The sequence below is a fragment of the Pseudomonas sp. FFPRI_1 genome (assembly GCF_055384485.1).
In genome coordinates this window covers 2,084,867-2,102,382 of sequence record NZ_AP029168.1, presented here as the reverse complement: position 1 = coordinate 2,102,382, position 17,516 = coordinate 2,084,867, and the positions used below count along the sequence as shown (strand labels likewise).

Genomic DNA, 17,516 nt, shown 5'->3' with positions numbered 1-17,516 from the left:
CCTCAACCCGCGCACTGGCCAGTGGACTGCGGCGCAGGCCAGAAACGACAAACCCGGCCGGAGCCGGGTCTGTCGTCGCCAGGGTCGCGCTTACTTCAGCGAGGGGCTGGCTACCTGCAGCGAGTGCTGGGCACTGCGCTTGTTCTTGATGACGTAGCAGACCCACATGAACAGCACCCACACCGGGATCGCGTACACCGAGATCTGGATGCCCGGGATCATCAGCATGATGCCGAGGATGAACACCACGAACGCCAGGCAGATGTAGTTGCCGTAGGGGTACCACAGGGCCTTGAACAGCGAGGTCTGGCCGCTGCGGTTCATGTGCTGGCGGAACTTGAAGTGCGAGTAGCTGATCATCGCCCAGTTGATCACCAGGGTCGCCACCACCAGGGACATCAGCAGTTCCAGAGCATGCTGCGGGATCAGGTAGTTGAGCACCACCGCGACGAAGGTCACCACCGCCGAAGCGAGGATCGACCTCACCGGCACGCCGCGCTTGTCGATCTTGGCCAGGGCCTTGGGGGCATCGCCCTGCTCGGCCATGCCCAGGAGCATGCGGCTGTTGCAGTAGGTGCCGCTGTTGTACACCGACAGGGCCGCAGTCAGGACCACGAAGTTGAGAATGTGCGCCGCGGTGTTGCTGCCCAGCATCGAGAACACCTGGACGAACGGGCTGCCGCTGTAGGCGTCGCCGGAAGCATTCAGGGTCACCAGCAGGCTGTCCCACGGTGTCAGCGACAACAGCACCACCAGGGCGCCGATGTAGAAGATCAGGATGCGGTAGATCACCTGGTTGATCGCCTTGGGGATCACGGTTTTCGGCTTGTCGGCTTCAGCTGCGGTGAAACCGAGCATTTCCAGGCCACCGAAAGAGAACATGATGATCGCCATGGCCATCACCAGCCCGCTGACGCCATTGGGGAAAAAACCACCGTGTTCCCAGAGGTTGCTCACCGAGGCTTGCGGGCCGCCACTGCCGCTGACCAGCAGGTAGCTGCCCAGGGCGATCATGCCGACGATCGCGACCACCTTGATGATCGCGAACCAGAACTCGGCTTCGCCGAAGACCTTGACGTTGGCCAGGTTGATCGCGTTGATCATCACGAAGAACACCGCAGCCGAGGCCCAGGTCGGCACTTCCGGCCACCAGTAGTGCACGTACTTGCCGACGGCGGTCAGTTCCGACATGCCCACCAGGATGTAGAGGATCCAGCAGTTCCAGCCCGAGAGGAACCCGGCGAAACCGCCCCAGTACTTGTGCGCGAAATGGCTGAAGGAGCCGGCCACAGGTTCTTCGACAATCATCTCGCCCAGCTGGCGCATGATCATGAAGGCAATGAAGCCGCAGATGGCATAGCCGAGGATCATCGACGGGCCAGCGGATTTGAGCACCCCGGCCGAGCCCAGGAACAAGCCGGTACCGATCGCGCCACCCAGGGCGATCAATTGGATATGGCGATTTTTCAGGCCGCGTTTCAGCTCGCCCGACTGCGAGTTTTGTCCACTCATGAAAAGATTCTCACGCAAGGTTTGATGATGTTTGCAAGACGTTACCGCCCGGTGAAGGCTTAAGCGGCACGGATCAAACCCCAGCGCAGGCACCAGAAGTTCAGCGTTTTCTTAACGGTCATGCGTCACCTGTTTGTTTTTATCTGTGACGAAATCGAACCCACCACGCTCGTGACGCGGCGGAGTGAACAAGGTGGATAACCTTGAGTTTATTGGCCCGGCAGGGATGTTTTCAGTGCCATGGAAGGCACGCCGAAAACGCTGTTCGGGCGCAAAATGCGCGGGTACGCAGTTGAGTCACAGTTAAAACGCCGCGCATTGTACACCCCTGACCCCCTGCTGCCAGACACCGCTGTTTCAGCGTGCCGGTAACCGGGATCTCGCGGGGCCTGCTCGATGCTTGGCATCGGCGGCGCAAAAAAGGACAGACCGAGTGGGGTCGTCGATGAATGAGCGATGACCATCGCCCTTCGAAGGGTAGGGGTAAAAATCCGTTTCGGCGTTCATTGCGCCTCCTTCTTGTTATGCACCTGTACGCAGGCAGGTGTGCATCTCACCTGCCTTGGCGCCGTGGAACAAGCGGCCCAGAGCCTCGGCCGCCAACTGTAGCGGCGCCGGGCGGCAGCATTTCCTTACAGCGCATCGCACCTGATGGATTCAGGGCCCACGAAGGGATATTTCGTAAAACTCTCTTTACAACCCGTAACGCAAAATTGCCACTGCAGATCCAACGGGCCACTGACTGCAAATTGACACCGCAACAACCCAGCCCGGACCAAAGCCTTAGCTTTTTGTTTTCAGGCAATAAATCTTTCGCGTGAAAAATAGAAAATAAAGTTCAGTAGAAAATAATCTAATTATTTTTTTGCACTTCAAAATCCCCTGAACTAGGTTTCCAGCCACTTGCCGGCGCCAATCTCCGGCAAGCCAGGGAGCGAACCAGCAGCGTCAGCAACTGTCCCGTTCGCCACTGTGAATTCGCTCCGCCAATGGACTGCTAGGCGTAACGTCATCTAGGAGATTCACCATGCAAACACTGGAACAAGATCTGGAAACCGAACTGCAACTGGACGACTGGTTCGAAGCCACCACCCATGAAGCAGCCGTGGAAATGATGCAGGCCGATGCCGTGGTGCCTTTTGGCACGGCGATGTGGCCGATGTAAGGCGCCCGGACCGGGGCAGGCCTGGCGCCTGCCCCGGTCACTTTTGTCCTCCAGGGAGGTTTTATGGACCAGTCCCGCGCCATCCGTCATTTCCTGTACTACCTCGAACGCCACCCGGCCTTGAGCGGCACACCGTCGGCAAAGGTCGTGATCGGCCATACCGCCGAATACCAGGCGATCGCCGGCGCCATCATCGAGCAATCGCGCCCTTCCACGGCGCTGGCCTTAAGTGCCCTGCGCCTGGATCTGGAGCCGGCCGAGACCCTCGCCCAGGCCATCACCGAAGCCGACCTGTACATCTTCTTCTACGATTCCTCGACCCTGCCCCAACCACGTCCCGACGGCCCGGAATTCCTCCGTCCACTGCATGGGCTGATGGCCGAACACTGGAAGAAGTCCCTGCTGTTCAAGGACTACGGCGACTACTTCTACGACACCTTCAGCGTCGAGCCCCAGCGCATCGCCGACCTCAATGCCACCTTGATCCGGCGGCTGTCCCAGGCCAGCACCTTGAGCTTCAGCGACCCCCAGGGCTCGTATTTCGAAGCACCGCTGCACAGTGTGAAAAAGTGGACCGACATCAACGGCGTGGGCAACTACGACCTGGCACCGGGGGAAATAGCCACCCACAGCGACGCGATCAATGGCCATGTGAAGTTTCTCGGCACCTTCCTCAGCACCATCCCCTTCGCCCGCAAATACGGGGTGTTGCAGAGCCCCCTGGAGCTGTGGATCGAAAACTCCAGCATTCGCCAGGTGGCCACCCAGATTCCCGGGCTGGCCAATGACTTCAACAAGTACCTGGACGCCAACCCGTCGAACCGGCGCATCGAGGAACTGGGGATTGGCACCAACGAAGGCATCAAGTCGTTGTACGGACGCAACTCGGGCTTCGAAGAGCGTCATTGCGGCCTGCACCTGGGGCTCGGGGGCGGAGCCAAGGGCAGCCATCACCTGGACCTGATCTTCAGCGCCGGGGTGCTGGCGGTGGACAACAAGCCGGTGTTCGACGGCCAGTTCGCGTTCTAGGCACAACGAGCGGGTGCGGCAAGGCAAAAAAAAACGCCAACCCTGAGGTTGGCGTTCTGGTGTGCGGGCCGGGGATTATTCCGGCTTGCGACGACCAAAGCCTGGACGCTGACCAGTACCGGCCGGCGCGCCACGGCGCTTGCCAGACGGCGCGTCCTTGTCCAGCACCAGGCTTGGGCGCTTGGACTTCGGCGCCGGTTTGGCCGGACGCTTGCTGTCCACCGGACGCTCGGCCACCGGGGTACCACGACCGGTTGCCGGACGCGGAGCACGCGGCGCGCGCTCGCCATCCTGGCGGGCCGCCGGCTTGCGCCCTGGGCGCTCGCCTTCGATCTGCGGCTCGCGGGAGGCACGGGGCGAAGCCGGTGCAGCGTTGGCCGGGCGCAAGGTACGCACGCGTTCGCTCTTGCCCACCGGACGCGAGGATTTGCGCTGCATGCGCTCCAGCTTGTCCTTGGACTTGGCGTTGAGTTGCGGCAGCGCCACTGGAGTCAGGCCCACCTCGGCACTGAGGATGTCGACTTCGTACTGACTCATTTCACGCCAGCGGCCCATGGGCAGGTCGGAGTTGAGGAACACCGGACCGAAACGCACACGCTTCAGGCGGCTGACCACCAGGCCCTGGGATTCCCACAAGCGACGTACTTCACGGTTGCGACCTTCCATCACCACGCAGTGATACCAGTGGTTGAAACCTTCGCCACCGGGCGCCTGCTTGATGTCGGTGAACTTGGCCGGGCCGTCTTCGAGCATGACGCCGGCCTTGAGGCGCTCGATCATCTCGTCGTCGACTTCGCCACGTACGCGCACCGCGTACTCGCGGTCCATTTCATAGGACGGGTGCATCAGGCGGTTGGCCAACTCACCGTCGGTGGTGAACATCAGCAAGCCGGTGGTATTGATGTCCAGGCGGCCGATATTGATCCAGCGGCCTTCCTTCGGGCGCGGCAGTTTGTCGAACACGGTCGGACGGCCTTCCGGGTCGTCACGGGTGCAGATCTCGCCGTCGGGCTTGTTGTACATGATCACCCGGCGCACCGATTCGGCGGCCTCTTCACGCTTGATCACCTTGCCATCGATGGAAATGGCGTCATGCAGGTCGACGCGCAGGCCCAGGGTGGCCTCTTTGCCGTTGACCTTGATCCGGCCCTGGCTGATCCAGGATTCCACGTCGCGGCGCGAGCCCACGCCGATACGGGCGAGGACTTTCTGCAGTTTCTCGCCGGCTGGACGGATTTCCTGGTCGTTCTGATCGGTATCGCTCATCTGGGCACCTCCCGGTGTGTCGCTTCAGGCCGAGCAGCCTGAAGGGTAGAAAACAGGTTCTGTGGCGAAGGGATCGCCAAAGGGTCGCGAATCATACGCTCATGGCGGCGGTTGCGCATCACAGACTAGTTGATAAGTCACCGCTCACGGTTTTTTCCGCCGGCCGGTGGCGCGTAACTGCAGCAGGCGCATCGCGGCTTCGGCCAGCACCTGGCGGCGCTCGGCCTTGTCGAGTTTCTTCCAGGCCTTGATCTCGCGCTTGCTGCGGCCGCAGCCGATGCAGATGTCATCGCTGAACTTGCAGACGCTGATACAGGGATCCTTGCTGAAACTCATCGCTCACCTCGCTAACGATCCGGACGCCGCTACAGCACAGGCCACCCGCTCAACCCCGCACCAGCAGCGTCCCGGCGGGGTCAGTCGTCCAGCAGGCGGCGTTCGTTTTCAATCGCCTCGGCCAAGGCCAGGGCTTCAGCCTCTTCTTCGCTCAACTCGGGTGCCGGCGGCTCCAGTGCAGCCACTGCGGCCAGCAACCTGGCCCGGGCCTCGGCCACGCCGAGCACATCCTCTTGCGCTTCGACCGACGGCTCGTCCCCAGGTTCTACCGGGGGGCTGGTCTGCTCGCCCGGATCGCCTTCGGACCATTCGCCTGTCTCGTACTGATCCTCCAGCGATGCCAGAGGTGCTGCCAGGTCATCGCCGGCCATCGCCTGAGGCTGCGCCTCGGCGCCCAGATCATCCGCCAGGTCCGGCGCGCCCTCGCGGTGCAGGTCGTCGAAGTCGGTCTTGATCCCCTCCTCCATCGAATCCAGCTCCAGCAACAGGGTGTGGAAGCTGGTTTCCTCCTTGGGCTCCTCCGGCTCGGCGCTGGCATCGGCCAGTTGCTGCAGGTGCTCGGGCACCGGCGCATCGTCGAACTCCAGCACCGGCTCGGCCTCGATCTCCCGCAGCTCGGCCAGGGGCGGCAAGTCGTCGAGGTTCTTCAGGTTGAAGTGATCGAGAAAAGCCTTGGTGGTCGCGAACATCGCCGGCTTGCCCGGCACGTCACGGTAGCCCACCACGCGAATCCACTCGCGCTCGAGCAAGGTCTTGACGATGTTGCTGTTGACCGCAACGCCGCGCACGTCCTCGATCTCGCCGCGGGTGATGGGCTGGCGGTAGGCGATCAGGGCCATGGTTTCCAGCATGGCACGGGAATAGCGCTGGGGACGCTCCTCCCACAGCCGGCCCACCCAGGGGGCAAACTTCTCGCGGATCTGCAGGCGATAGCCGGAAGCAACTTCCTTGAGCTCGAAAGCGCGCCCCTCGCAGGACTTGCCCAGCAGTGTCAGGGCCTTCTTGAAGACCGCCGGGTCCGGCCGCTCGGCCTCCTCGAAGAGCTCGAACAGGCGCTCCAGGGACTGGGGCTTTCCCGAGGCCAACAGAAAGGCTTCGAGCAGGGACGCCAGCTCGCGGGGTTCATTCAGATTCATGTTTTAAGCTCGTTATTCGGCTCGCGCCCGTACGTGGATGGCCGCAAAGGGCTCATTCTGCACCAGCTCGACCAGGGATTCCTTGACCAGTTCGAGGATCGCCATGAAGGTCACCACCACCCCCAGGCGCCCTTCCTCGGCGGTGAACAGCTCGACAAAGGGCACGAAGCCGCCGCCTTTGAGCCGCTCCAGTACATCGCTCATGCGCTCACGGGTCGACAACGCCTCGCGGCTGACCTGATGGCTTTCGAACATGTCGCCACGGCGCAGCACTTCGGCCATGGACATCAGCAGCTCTTCCAGAGCCACATCCGGCAGCAGCTTGCGCACCTGGGCCTGCGGAGCGTCGAGCTTGGGCACCAGCACGTCGCGGCCAACCCGGCTCAGGCCGTCGATGCCTTCGGCAGCGGCCTTGAAGCGCTCGTACTCCTGCAGGCGGCGGATCAATTCGGCCCGCGGGTCATCCTCTTCTTCCTCGACCTCGGCGGAGCGCGGCAGGAGCATCCGCGACTTGATCTCGGCGAGCATGGCCGCCATCACCAGGTACTCGGCGGCCAGTTCCAGGCGCACCGACTGCATCAGTTCGACATAGCCCATGTACTGGCGGGTGATTTCCGCCACCGGAATGTCGAGGATATTGATGTTCTGCTTGCGGATCAGGTACAGCAGCAGGTCCAGCGGGCCCTCGAAGGCTTCGAGGAAGACTTCCAGGGCATCGGGCGGGATGTACAGGTCCAGGGGCATTTCCATGACCGCCTGGCCATAGACCATGGCGAAGGGCAGCTCCTGCTGGGCGCCGGCCTGCTCGTCGACGGTTTCCACTGCGGACATCTAGGCTTCGGCCATGAAAGGTGCCGGATCGCCGCAACCGGCGCGGATCAGCTCAGGCTCGCCATCGGCCAGGCTGATCACCGTGGACGACTCGGTACTGCCGAAACCGCCGTCGATGATCAGGTCCACCTGATGCTCGAGCAACTGGCGCATTTCATAAGGGTCGCTCAACGCTTCGGTGTCGCCGGGCATGATCAGGCTGACGCTCATCATCGGCTCCCCCAGCTCGGCCAGCAGCGCCAGGGCAATGGGGTTGCTCGGCACCCGCAAGCCGATGGTGCGGCGCTTGGGGTGCAGCAGCAGGCGCGGCACTTCGCGGGTGGCGTTGAGAATGAAGGTGTAGGGCCCCGGTACGTGGGCCTTGAGCAGGCGGAAGGTGCCGGTGTCGATCTTGGCGAACAGGCCCAACTGCGACAGGTCGCTGCAGATCAGCGCAAAGTTGTGCTTGTCATCCAGCTGGCGCAAGCGCCGCACGCGCTCGATCGCCCCCTTGTCGCCCATCTGGCAGCCGACCGCGTAGGAGGAGTCCGTGGGATAAATCACCACGCCACCGCCGCGAATGATCTCGACGGCCTGTTTGATCAGGCGTGGCTGTGGGTTTTCCGGGTGGATCTGGAAAAATTGACTCACTGTCTCTACCTGTTCAGGCGGCAATAATTGGGTCATGTTTGAACCGACACCATAGCGGCGGCAGGTCCTCCGGCACCGGGCGGTACTCGCCGATCTCGGACCAGCCTCCTGGGCCATGAAAGTCACTGCCGGCGCTGACCAGCAGTCCGAATTCACGAGCAAGAATAGCCAGGCTGCCCACTTGCTCCGCAGGCTGGTGGCCATTGACCACCTCGATGGCGTGGCCACCGGCTTGAATATAGTCGGCAATCAGACGGCGGCGCTTGCTGCGGGTGAAATCATAATGCCAGGGGTGGGCCAGGCTGACCCAGGCGCCGGCAGCACGCAAGGTACCGACGGTTTCTTCCAGGGTCGGCCAATGCTGCTTCACGTCTCCGAGCTTGCCGGCCCCCAGCCACTTGCGAAAAGCCTCGGCACGGTCCTTCACGAACCCGGCACGTACCAGGTAGTCGGCAAAGTGCGGGCGTGCCGGCGCGTTGCCGCTGTCCCCCAGCTCCTGCTGGATGGCCCGGGCGCCCTCCAGCGCCCCCGGCATGCCCTTGAGGGCCAGCTTGCGGCTGATTTCCTCGGAGCGCAGCCAGCGTCCGTCGTGCAATTTGGCGATTGCCTCCACCAGGGCCGGGGCGTTGGTATCGAACCCATAACCCAGGACATGGATGGTCGCGCCACCCCAGGTGCAGGACAGTTCGACGCCATTGACCAGCTGCATGCCCAGCTGCTGCGCCGCCTGGCGGGCCTCGTCCAGGCCTTCGAGGGTGTCGTGATCGGTCAGGGCCAGGACTCGCACGCCTTTCTCGAACGCACGCGCAACCAGTACCGCGGGCGCCAGGGCGCCGTCGGAGGCCGTGCTATGGCAGTGCAAATCAACATTCACGGGACGTTAAAACCTCAAGTCAGCTGGCGCTTTCGCTACCTAGGATGTTTGTTATTATGCCGCCACATCCTGCTTCTGGCTGCCACTGTGAAACAATTCATCGACTTCATCCCGCTGTTCCTGTTTTTCATCGTCTACAAAATCGATCCCCGCGTCGTCGACCTTGCCGGTCACGAAGTCACTCTGGGCGGCATCTACAGCGCCACGGCGGTGCTGATCATCAGCTCCCTGGTGGTGTATGGCGCGCTGTTCATTTCCCAGCGCAAGCTGGAAAAAAGCCAGTGGCTGACCCTGATCGCCTGTCTGGTCTTCGGCAGCCTGACCCTGGCCTTCCACAGCGAAACCTTCCTCAAATGGAAAGCCCCGGTGGTCAACTGGCTGTTCGCCCTGGCCTTCATCGGCAGTCACTTCATCGGTGACCGCCTGCTGATCAAGCGCATCATGGGCCATGCCCTGACCCTGCCGGACCCGGTTTGGACGCGCCTGAACATCGCCTGGATCGCCTTCTTCCTGTTCTGTGGCGCGGCCAACCTGTTCGTCGCCTTCACTTTCCAGAGCATCTGGGTCGACTTCAAGGTCTTCGGCAGCCTGGGCATGACCGTATTGTTCCTGGTGGGCCAGGGTGTCTACCTGTCGCGCCACCTGCATGACACCGATCCCACCACCCCGAAAGCCGAGGACTGACATGCTTTACGCAATCATTGCCACAGACGTCGCCAACTCCCTGGAAAACCGCCTGACCGCACGCCCGGCGCACCTGGAGCGCCTGCAGCAGCTCAAGGCCGAAGGTCGCGTGGTACTGGCCGGCCCGCACCCGGCGGTGGACAGCAATGACCCCGGCGCCGCCGGTTTCAGCGGCAGCCTGATCGTCGCCCAGTTCGACTCTATGAGTGCCGCCCAGGCCTGGGCCGACGCCGACCCTTACGTGGCCGCCGGCGTCTACGCCAGCGTACTGGTCAAACCGTTCAAGCAAGTCCTGCCTTAAGCCCTGCGCAGCGCGGTGAACCTTCGCGGTTCATCGCGTTCTCAATCGCTCATTATTCTCGTTTGACGGCCGACAACCTGCCCAACACTCGATTGGAATCAGGAGTTTCGATGCGCCAAGGTCCGCTGTGCCTGCTGTTGGTCATGTTGTCGATCGGGGCTCCGGCCCTTGCCGAAGAAACCCAGGAATCGGGCCACTCGACGCCGCTGTCACTGAGCGCCGGCAGCCAGATCACCGAGTTGCAGCAACGCTTGAAGGAAAGCGAGCGCCTGCGTGATGAATTGAGCAAACAATTGCAAAATGCCGATGCCGAGCGGGAGAGCCCGCAGCTGGCGCGCTTGCGCCAGGAGAACCAGCGCCTCAAGCTGCAGCTCAAGGAGACCCTGGCCAATCCTGCACCGCGCCTGCTGACCGATCAGCAGCAATGGTTCGTCACCGGTGGCGGTGTGGCCCTGGTGGCTCTGCTCTGCGGTATCTTTGCCAGTGGCGGACATCGCAAGCGTCGACAATGGCTAAATTGAGTGATTCATGAGCGACCTGTTACTGATTGATGACGACCAGGAGCTGTGCGAGCTCCTGAGCAGTTGGCTGGGCCAGGAAGGTTTCCAGGTACAGTCCTGCCACGATGGCCTCAGCGCCCGCCGGGCCCTGGCCGAGACCGCGCCGGCGGCCGTGGTGCTGGACGTGATGCTGCCCGACGGCAGCGGCCTGGAACTGCTCAAGCAATTGCGCAACGACCACCCCGACCTGCCGGTGCTGATGCTCTCGGCCCGGGGCGAGCCCCTGGACCGGATCCTCGGCCTGGAACTGGGCGCCGACGACTACCTGGCCAAGCCCTGCGACCCTCGCGAACTCACCGCCCGCCTGCGGGCCGTGCTGCGGCGCAGTCATCCGGTGGCGGCCTCCAGCCAGATGGAGCTGGGGGATTTGTGCTTCAGCCCCGTGCGCGGCGTGGTCAACATCGACGACCAGGACATCAGCCTCACGGTTTCCGAGAGCCGCCTGCTGGAAGCCCTGCTCAAGCAGCCCGGCGAACCCTTGGACAAACAGGAACTGGCGCAGATTGCCCTGGGCCGCAAGTTGACCCTGTATGACCGCAGCCTGGACATGCACGTCAGCAACCTGCGCAAGAAGATTGGCCCGCACGCCGACGGCCGGCCCCGGATCGTTGCCCTGCGCAGCCGTGGCTACTACTACAGCCTGTAATCCCGATGCCCTGGCACCGCAGCGCCATCAACCGGCCAGCGGCGCCAGGCCTGCTCCCCTCCTCCAGCCCCCTCACGGCCCCACCTGCGAACCCCACAGCCAACGTCCCTGTCAACGATCAGCGCGGCGGGTTTTGTCAGCGCGATGGATTGCCCTCTTTACTCAAGCTTTACCCTCCGCTGACCGCCGCTGACCTTGATCTGCGTAACCTGAACTCATCCGGAACTCACCGGGAACGAGACAAGGAGATACACCATGCGCAAGACCCTGATCGCTCTGATGTTCGCCGCCGCCCTGCCGACCGTGGCCATGGCCATGCCTGAAGGCAACGGCCCGATGGGGCCGATGGACGGCCCTCGCCACAGTGAACACATGCGCGGCAAAGGCCCCTTCAGCCAACTGGACCTGAGCCGCGAACAGCGTCAGCAGATCGGCAAGCTGATGGGCGAGCAAATGCACGATCGCAAGGCGGTCGTGGAAAAGTACCTGGAGAAACTCTCGCCGGCCGACCAGAAAGCCATGAAAGATGAAATGGCCGCCAAGCAGCAGAAAACCCAGGCCGACATCCGCGCCCTGCTCAAGCCAGAGCAGCAGAAAGAGTTCGACACTATCGTCAAGAAACAAGCAGAACGTCGCGCCGAATGGGCCCAGTTCAAAGAGTGGAAGGCGCAACAACCGCAAAAGGCGCAATAATACGTTAGCGTTCATCCCAGCCCAGTGGTCTCCCCCCACTGGGCTTTTTCACGTTCGAGGAGTTCCTGTGCGTTCATTGTTCTGGCGCATCCTGGCCAGTTTCTGGCTGGCCATCACCCTGGTTGCAGGGCTGTCGATCCTGCTCGGGCACATGCTCAACCAGGATGCCTGGATTCTCAGCCGCCATCCCGGCCTCAACAGCCTGGCCGAGGAATGGACGCAAACCTACGAGACGCAAGGTGAAGACGCTGCCCAGGATATTCTCCAGCAGCGCAAGCGCCAGTATCACATCGACGTCCAGGTCCTCAACGAAAGCGGCGACCCGCTGGTACGCGGGACCTTCCCGCGCCGCGCCGCGGCCTTCGAGGCCCGGCAGAACAACGATGACCGACACCTGCCCTGGCGGCGCCTGACGGCGGAATACACCAGCCCGAAGACCAGCGACACCTACCTGTTCATCTACCGCATTCCGCACCCGGAGCTGGATGCCTGGCACCGCGACAGCCTGACCTGGCCCCTCAGCGCCCTGGCGATCGCCCTGGTGGTACTGACCCTGTTCAGCCTGCTGGTAACCCTGTCCATCACCCGCCCCTTGAGTCGCCTGCGCGGCGCGGTACACGACCTGGGCCAAGCCAGCTACCAGCAGAACAGCCTGGCGCGCCTGGCCAACCGTCGCGACGAATTCGGGGTGCTGGCCCGTGACTTCAACCGCATGGGGTCACGCCTGCAAAGCCTGATCGGCAGCCAGCGCCAACTGCTGCGGGACGTTTCCCACGAACTGCGCTCGCCCCTGGCGCGGCTGCGCATTGCCCTGGCGCTGGCGGAGCGGGCAGCCCCCGAAGAGCGCGAAAAGCTCTGGCCCCGGCTGACCCGCGAGTGTGACCGCCTGGAAGCCCTGATCAGCGAGATCCTGGTGCTGGCCCGGGTCGATGCGGACAACGCCAGCGCCGAAGAAGTGGACCTCAACGACTTGTTGCTGGCCCTGCGAAAGGACGCCCAACTGGCCAGCCCTGAACAGCCTGTACAGATCGATGCCCAGGCGCAGCTGAGCCTGCGGGGCTGGCCGACCATGCTCGAACGGGCCCTGGACAACCTGCTGCGCAATGCCCAGCGCTTCAACCCGGCCGGGCAACCGATCGAAGTCCTGGCCCGGCGCCAGGGTGACAGGATCCTGATCAGCGTGCGCGATCACGGGCCCGGCGTGGAAGCCGAGCACCTGAACCAGTTGGGGGAGCCGTTCTTTCGAGCCCCAGGACAGAATGCTCCGGGCCACGGCCTGGGGCTGGCCATCGCCCGGCGTGCCGCAGAGCGCCATGGCGGACGCCTGCTCCTGGACAATCACCGCCAGGGCGGCTTCATCGCCACCCTGGAGCTGCCCCTGGCACCGGGAGCCGTGGTGCAGGCCTGAACGCAACGCGGGCAAGCGGTGGCTGCAATATTGTGCAGCAACGGCTTGCCCGCGATCTTCCTGCAAGGCTTACGGCAAGACTCAGGCCTTGCCGGTCCAGGCGCTGACGAACTCGCCGGTATCGACCTTCGCCGCGACCCGCGGCTCGTTCAACGGCGTGCCCAGGTACAGGAAGGCAATGATCTCTTCGTCCGCAGCCAGGCCCAGGCCCTTGGCCACGTGGGCCGAATAGGACAACTCGCCAGTGCGCCACACCGCACCAACCCCCTGGGCGTAGGCCGCCAGCAGAATGCCGTGGGCCGCACAGCCCGCCGCCAGCAACTGCTCGGACCTGGGCACCTTGAAGTGATCCTGCAAGCGAGCCACCACCACGACCACCAGCGGAGCCCGCAGAGGCATCGCCCGCGCCTTGTCCAGCGCTGCCTGGGTCACTTCGCCGCCCTGCAATTGCACGGCTTGCACCAGCAGCTCGCCCAACTGGTCACGGGCCTCGCCCTCAACGGTCAGAAACCGCCACGGGCGCAATTGACCATGATCCGGCGCCCGCATGGCGGCGGCGAACATTGCCTCCCGTTGTGCAGCGGTGGGCGCAGGCTCCACCAGGCGCGGCACGGAAACACGGTTGAGCAAAGCGTCGAGAGCCTCCATCGGCCACCTCCTGAAAAAAATGTCCGGCTATTCTAGGGGGGTTGACCTTGGTTGACGAGCCGCGTCGCTGAGTACCGCCGCCCAGGGCCCGACACGGGCTGGCGGTTTACATGCCCCGCCCCGCAGGTAGAATGGGCGCCCTTCTCTTACCAGCCCGAGCGGAACACATGGCGTTGCCGACCTTAAGGATCATTGGTTTCATCATCGGCATCTTCCTCATCACTCTGGCCATCGCCATGGTCGTGCCGATGGCGACACTGGTGATCTTCGAACGCACCGGCGACCTGCCCTCGTTCCTCTGGGCCAGCATGATCACCTTCATCGCCGGCCTGGCCCTGGTGATCCCCGGGCGTCCCGAGCACATTCACCTGCGCCCGCGGGACATGTACCTGTTGACCGTGTCCAGCTGGGTGGTGGTGTGCATCTTTGCCGCCCTGCCATTCCTGCTGACCCAGCACATCAGCTACACCGACTCGTTCTTTGAAAGCATGTCCGGTATCACGGCCACCGGTGCCACGGTGCTCAGCGGCCTGGACAACATGTCCCCGGGGATCCTGATGTGGCGCTCGCTGCTGCACTGGCTGGGCGGCATCGGCTTCATCGGCATGGCGGTGGCGATCCTGCCGCTGTTGCGCATCGGCGGCATGCGCCTGTTCCAGACCGAATCCTCGGACCGTTCGGAAAAGGTCATGCCACGTTCGCACATGGTGGCGCGGCTGATCGTCGCCACCTATGTCGGCATCACCATCTTCGGCAGCCTGGCCTTCTGGTGGGCGGGGATGAACGTATTCGATGCCATCAACCATGCCATGTCGGCGATTTCCACCGGCGGTTTCTCCACCTCCGACGAATCCCTGGCCCACTGGAAGCAGCCCGCGGTGCACTGGGTGGCGGTGGTGGTGATGATCCTCGGCAGCCTGCCGTTCGCCCTGTACGTGGCCACCTTGCGGGGCAACCGTCGGGCGCTGATCAAGGACCAGCAGGTCCAGGGCCTGCTCGGCCTGCTGCTGGTGACCTGGCTGGTGCTCGGCACCTGGTACTGGTGGACCACCGACCTGCACTGGCTGGACGCCTTGCGCCACGTGGCGCTGAACGTGACCTCGGTGGTCACCACCACCGGCTTTGCCCTGGGCGACTACAGCCTGTGGGGCAATTTCTCGCTGATGCTGTTCTTCTACCTGGGGTTCGTTGGCGGCTGCTCCGGCTCAACCGCCGGCGGGATCAAGATCTTCCGCTTCCAGGTCGCCTACATCCTGCTCAAGGCCAACCTCAATCAGTTGATCCACCCGCGAGCAGTGATCAAGCAGAAGTACAATGGCCATCGCCTGGATGAGGAAATCGTCCGCTCGATCCTGACCTTTTCGTTCTTCTTCGCCATCACCATCTGCATGATCGCCCTGGCCCTGTCCCTGCTGGGCCTGGACTGGATGACCGCGCTGACCGGCGCTGCCAGCACCGTGTCCGGCGTGGGCCCGGGCCTGGGCGAGACCATTGGCCCGGCCGGCAACTTCGCCACCCTGCCGGACGCCGCCAAGTGGATCCTGTCCCTGGGCATGCTCCTGGGCCGACTGGAGATCATCACGGTGTTCGTGCTGTGCATTCCGGCATTCTGGCGTCATTGATCGGCGCCGATACCGCCAGCAACCGCGCCCGGTACTCGCCGGGCGTGACGTCGAACCAGCGGCGGAAGGCCCGGAAGAAATTGCTCGGATCGGCAAACCCCAGCAGATAGGCAATTTCCAGCAAGGTCATGCCCGGCTGCGCCAGGTATTGCTCCGACAACTCCCGGCGCGTGTCGTCGAGCAGGGCCTGGAAACTGGTGCCCTCCTCCTGCAGGCGGCGTTGCAGGGTGCGCTGAGACAGGTGCAGGGTCTGCGCGACCACTTCCCGCTTGGGCTCGCCCTGGGGCAGCAAGCGGCACAGCACCTGCCGGGCCTTGTGGGTCACCCGGCTCTCGGAGAAGCGTGCCAGGTACTCCCCGGCGAAACGATCATGCAGCAAGGCCATGGCCTCGTTGGCGGTAGGCAGGGGTGCCTCCATGTCGACACGCTCGAAAATCAGCGCATCGAAGGGCGCGGCAAACACCAGCGGCGCATGGAACATCGCCTTGTAAGGCTGCACATCCACCGGCGGTTCCCCTTGCAGCAGCACCTGGCGCGGCTGCAAGGTCCGTCCCGTCAGCCAGCTGCACAGGGCCAGGGCACAGGCCAGCGAGGCTTCGGCGCTTTGCCGGGTCGGCGACAAGTGATCGCCGTGCACCGTCAGGATCAGCGCATACCCTTCAGGCAGGAGCCTGAAACTCAAGTCGGCGCTTTCGGCAATGATCCGCTGATAGCGCACCAGCCGCTGGAAGCCCTCTGCCAGGGTACGGCTCGACATCAGCGCGTACCCGGCCACATGAAAGGACGCCGGACGCACCACCTTGCCCATGTTCAAGCCGATCGCCGGGTTCCCGGAAAGCTCCACGGCCCGCTGCCAGAGCCGCGTCATCGAGTCCTGGGTGAACCGCGCATCGGGATCCTCCAGGGCGCCATAGTCGAGCCCCAGTTGCTTGAACAGGATGCGGCAATCCAGGCCATCCATTTCCAGGGCCTTGACGATTCCCAGGGTCCAGCTTGCAGAAGTCGTTCGTTCGCTCATGACGGGCACTTACATGATGAGCCGCATGCTACGGCCAATTTCCCAAGGATACTAAAGTGGCGCCTATTGTCACTGGCCAGCGCTGCCAGGGACTCTAGACTCAAATAGGCTCCCCGCAGAACATCCGCTCACAGAACAACAAGCACAGAGACCGCGGCCATGGAAAACATCCGACAGTTCAACAGCTTCGCCGAGTTCTATCCCTATTACCTCAGCGAACACAGCGACAGCACCTGCCGTCGCCTGCACTTCATCGGCACCAGCCTGGTGATCTTCCTCCTGGCCTTTGCCATCGGCAAAGGCGCCTGGTTGCTGCTGCTGGCCTTGCCGGTGGCCGGCTATGGCTTTGCCTGGGTCGGGCATTTCTTCTTCGAAAAAAACCGCCCCGCGACCTTCCAGCATCCGCTGTACAGCCTGCTGGGGGATTTCGTCATGTACCGCGACATGATCCTCGGCAAGGTGCCCTTCTAGGCCTCGCTGGACAGTAAGCCGTCCCGCACAGCCACTGCGGTGGCAAGGCTCGGACCTACACTCGGTTCATGTACCCATAACCACCAGAGGACGGCCGATGAGTGCTCATGCGCGCTTCACCCATATGCAGGACGGCACCCGCGAGGACTGGGCGATCATCGCTGCGGACTTCAGTGCCTACGCCAAGCAGTTGCCTGCGAGAATCCTGGCACACCTGCAACTGCTCGAAGGTGACTTCGGCGGCTTTCCAGTGGATCGCCTGAGCCACTCGCTGCAGACCGCCAGCCGCGCCTGGCAGGACGGGCGCGACGAGGAATACGTGGTCTGCGCCCTGCTCCACGACATCGGCGACACCCTAGGCTCCTACAATCATCCGGATATCGCCGCGGCCATACTCAAACCCTTCGTCAGCCCGGAAAACCTGTGGATGGTGGAAAAGCACGGGATCTTCCAGGGCTACTACTTCTTCCATCACCTGGGCATGGATCGTCATCTGCGGGAGCAATTTCATGAGCACCCGCTGTACCAGCGCACTGCCGAATTCTGCGCCAAGTACGACGCAGCGGCCTTCGATCCCGACTACGAGAGCCTGCCCCTGAGCTTCTTCGAGCCGATGCTGCAACGGCTGTTCGCCCAACCCCGGCAATCGCTGTACAAGGCGGCCATGGAACAGTCCTCCACCTGAG

Annotated in this window: 20 protein-coding genes; 11 read left to right on the top strand and 9 right to left on the bottom strand. The window is 63.2% G+C overall.

The window, feature by feature from the left end; translation table 11 throughout:
- Positions 1 to 90: 90 nt before the first annotated feature.
- Positions 91 to 1,512 carry an amino acid permease gene (locus ACZ5BO_RS09510; RefSeq protein ID WP_464699400.1) on the bottom strand — a complete coding sequence of 474 codons (1,422 nt, stop codon included), beginning with the start codon at positions 1,510 to 1,512 and terminating at the stop codon, positions 91 to 93.
- A gap of 1,027 nt (positions 1,513 to 2,539) precedes the next feature.
- Here ACZ5BO_RS09510 and ACZ5BO_RS09505 point away from each other — a divergent pair.
- Positions 2,540 to 2,677, top strand: a complete 138-nt coding sequence (locus tag ACZ5BO_RS09505; protein ID WP_025132241.1) for a hypothetical protein — start codon at positions 2,540 to 2,542, stop codon at positions 2,675 to 2,677.
- 63 nt (positions 2,678 to 2,740) lie between these two features.
- The gene (locus tag ACZ5BO_RS09500) at positions 2,741 to 3,706 is read left to right on the top strand and encodes a M29 family metallopeptidase (RefSeq protein ID WP_464699398.1); all 966 of its coding nucleotides are present in this window, start codon (positions 2,741 to 2,743) and stop codon (positions 3,704 to 3,706) included.
- A gap of 75 nt (positions 3,707 to 3,781) precedes the next feature.
- Here the strand turns inward: ACZ5BO_RS09500 and rluB are convergent, their stop codons facing one another.
- The 6 genes from rluB to ACZ5BO_RS09470 form a co-directional block, all read right to left on the bottom strand.
- Positions 3,782 to 4,972 (bottom strand): 23S rRNA pseudouridine(2605) synthase RluB, encoded by a 1,191-nt coding sequence (gene rluB, locus ACZ5BO_RS09495; protein ID WP_025132239.1) that lies wholly within the window; start codon positions 4,970 to 4,972, stop codon positions 3,782 to 3,784.
- A gap of 144 nt (positions 4,973 to 5,116) precedes the next feature.
- A complete protein-coding gene (locus ACZ5BO_RS09490; RefSeq protein WP_025132238.1) occupies positions 5,117 to 5,308 on the bottom strand; it encodes a DUF1289 domain-containing protein in 192 nt (63 codons plus the stop codon).
- Positions 5,309 to 5,388: 80 nt separating this feature from the next.
- Positions 5,389 to 6,444, bottom strand: a complete 1,056-nt coding sequence (gene scpB / locus ACZ5BO_RS09485) for an SMC-Scp complex subunit ScpB (protein WP_464699395.1) — start codon at positions 6,442 to 6,444, stop codon at positions 5,389 to 5,391.
- Between the two features lie 12 nt (positions 6,445 to 6,456).
- Positions 6,457 to 7,155 (bottom strand): segregation and condensation protein A, encoded by a 699-nt coding sequence (locus tag ACZ5BO_RS09480; protein ID WP_177330342.1) that lies wholly within the window; start codon positions 7,153 to 7,155, stop codon positions 6,457 to 6,459.
- Positions 7,156 to 7,275: 120 nt separating this feature from the next.
- Positions 7,276 to 7,905: an L-threonylcarbamoyladenylate synthase gene (locus ACZ5BO_RS09475; protein WP_025132235.1), complete on the bottom strand. Its 630-nt coding sequence runs from the start codon at positions 7,903 to 7,905 to the stop codon at positions 7,276 to 7,278.
- A 13-nt stretch (positions 7,906 to 7,918) separates the two neighbouring features.
- On the bottom strand, positions 7,919 to 8,779 hold the full coding sequence (locus ACZ5BO_RS09470; RefSeq protein ID WP_025132234.1) for a PHP domain-containing protein: 861 nt from the start codon (positions 8,777 to 8,779) through the stop codon (positions 7,919 to 7,921).
- Between the two features lie 87 nt (positions 8,780 to 8,866).
- On the opposite strand from ACZ5BO_RS09470, the gene ACZ5BO_RS09465 reads away from it, so the two are divergent.
- The 6 genes from ACZ5BO_RS09465 (at position 8,867) to ACZ5BO_RS09440 (ending at position 13,071) form a co-directional block, all read left to right on the top strand.
- Positions 8,867 to 9,463 (top strand): septation protein A, encoded by a 597-nt coding sequence (locus ACZ5BO_RS09465; protein WP_464699393.1) that lies wholly within the window; start codon positions 8,867 to 8,869, stop codon positions 9,461 to 9,463.
- Between the two features lies 1 nt (position 9,464).
- The gene (locus tag ACZ5BO_RS09460) at positions 9,465 to 9,764 is read left to right on the top strand and encodes a YciI family protein (RefSeq protein ID WP_464699391.1); all 300 of its coding nucleotides are present in this window, start codon (positions 9,465 to 9,467) and stop codon (positions 9,762 to 9,764) included.
- Between the two features lie 110 nt (positions 9,765 to 9,874).
- Positions 9,875 to 10,285 (top strand): SH3 domain-containing protein, encoded by a 411-nt coding sequence (locus ACZ5BO_RS09455; protein ID WP_025132231.1) that lies wholly within the window; start codon positions 9,875 to 9,877, stop codon positions 10,283 to 10,285.
- Between the two features lie 7 nt (positions 10,286 to 10,292).
- Complete coding sequence (locus ACZ5BO_RS09450; protein WP_025132230.1) at positions 10,293 to 10,970, top strand: response regulator transcription factor; 678 nt, start codon at positions 10,293 to 10,295, stop codon at positions 10,968 to 10,970.
- A gap of 255 nt (positions 10,971 to 11,225) precedes the next feature.
- Positions 11,226 to 11,663 (top strand): Spy/CpxP family protein refolding chaperone, encoded by a 438-nt coding sequence (locus ACZ5BO_RS09445; protein WP_025132229.1) that lies wholly within the window; start codon positions 11,226 to 11,228, stop codon positions 11,661 to 11,663.
- A gap of 67 nt (positions 11,664 to 11,730) precedes the next feature.
- Positions 11,731 to 13,071: a sensor histidine kinase gene (locus tag ACZ5BO_RS09440; protein ID WP_464699388.1), complete on the top strand. Its 1,341-nt coding sequence runs from the start codon at positions 11,731 to 11,733 to the stop codon at positions 13,069 to 13,071.
- Positions 13,072 to 13,152: 81 nt separating this feature from the next.
- Here ACZ5BO_RS09440 and ACZ5BO_RS09435 read toward each other — a convergent pair whose 3' ends face one another.
- Positions 13,153 to 13,719, bottom strand: a complete 567-nt coding sequence (locus ACZ5BO_RS09435; protein WP_025132227.1) for an NAD(P)H nitroreductase — start codon at positions 13,717 to 13,719, stop codon at positions 13,153 to 13,155.
- A 167-nt stretch (positions 13,720 to 13,886) separates the two neighbouring features.
- Between ACZ5BO_RS09435 and ACZ5BO_RS09430 the strand changes: the two genes are divergently transcribed.
- Positions 13,887 to 15,341, top strand: a complete 1,455-nt coding sequence (locus tag ACZ5BO_RS09430) for a TrkH family potassium uptake protein (protein ID WP_025132226.1) — start codon at positions 13,887 to 13,889, stop codon at positions 15,339 to 15,341.
- Here the strand turns inward: ACZ5BO_RS09430 and ACZ5BO_RS09425 are convergent.
- The gene (locus ACZ5BO_RS09425) at positions 15,298 to 16,359 is read right to left on the bottom strand and encodes an AraC family transcriptional regulator (RefSeq protein WP_025132225.1); all 1,062 of its coding nucleotides are present in this window, start codon (positions 16,357 to 16,359) and stop codon (positions 15,298 to 15,300) included. The two genes, ACZ5BO_RS09430 and ACZ5BO_RS09425, sit on opposite strands and share 44 nt — an antisense overlap.
- A gap of 159 nt (positions 16,360 to 16,518) precedes the next feature.
- Here ACZ5BO_RS09425 and ACZ5BO_RS09420 point away from each other — a divergent pair, with 159 nt between their 5' ends.
- Together ACZ5BO_RS09420 and ACZ5BO_RS09415 are read left to right on the top strand one after the other, a co-directional pair.
- Entirely contained in the window at positions 16,519 to 16,830 is a 312-nt protein-coding gene (locus ACZ5BO_RS09420) for an Mpo1-like protein (protein WP_025132224.1), read from the top strand.
- A gap of 97 nt (positions 16,831 to 16,927) precedes the next feature.
- Complete coding sequence (locus ACZ5BO_RS09415) at positions 16,928 to 17,515, top strand: HD domain-containing protein (protein WP_025132223.1); 588 nt, start codon at positions 16,928 to 16,930, stop codon at positions 17,513 to 17,515.
- Position 17,516: the final 1 nt, after the last annotated feature.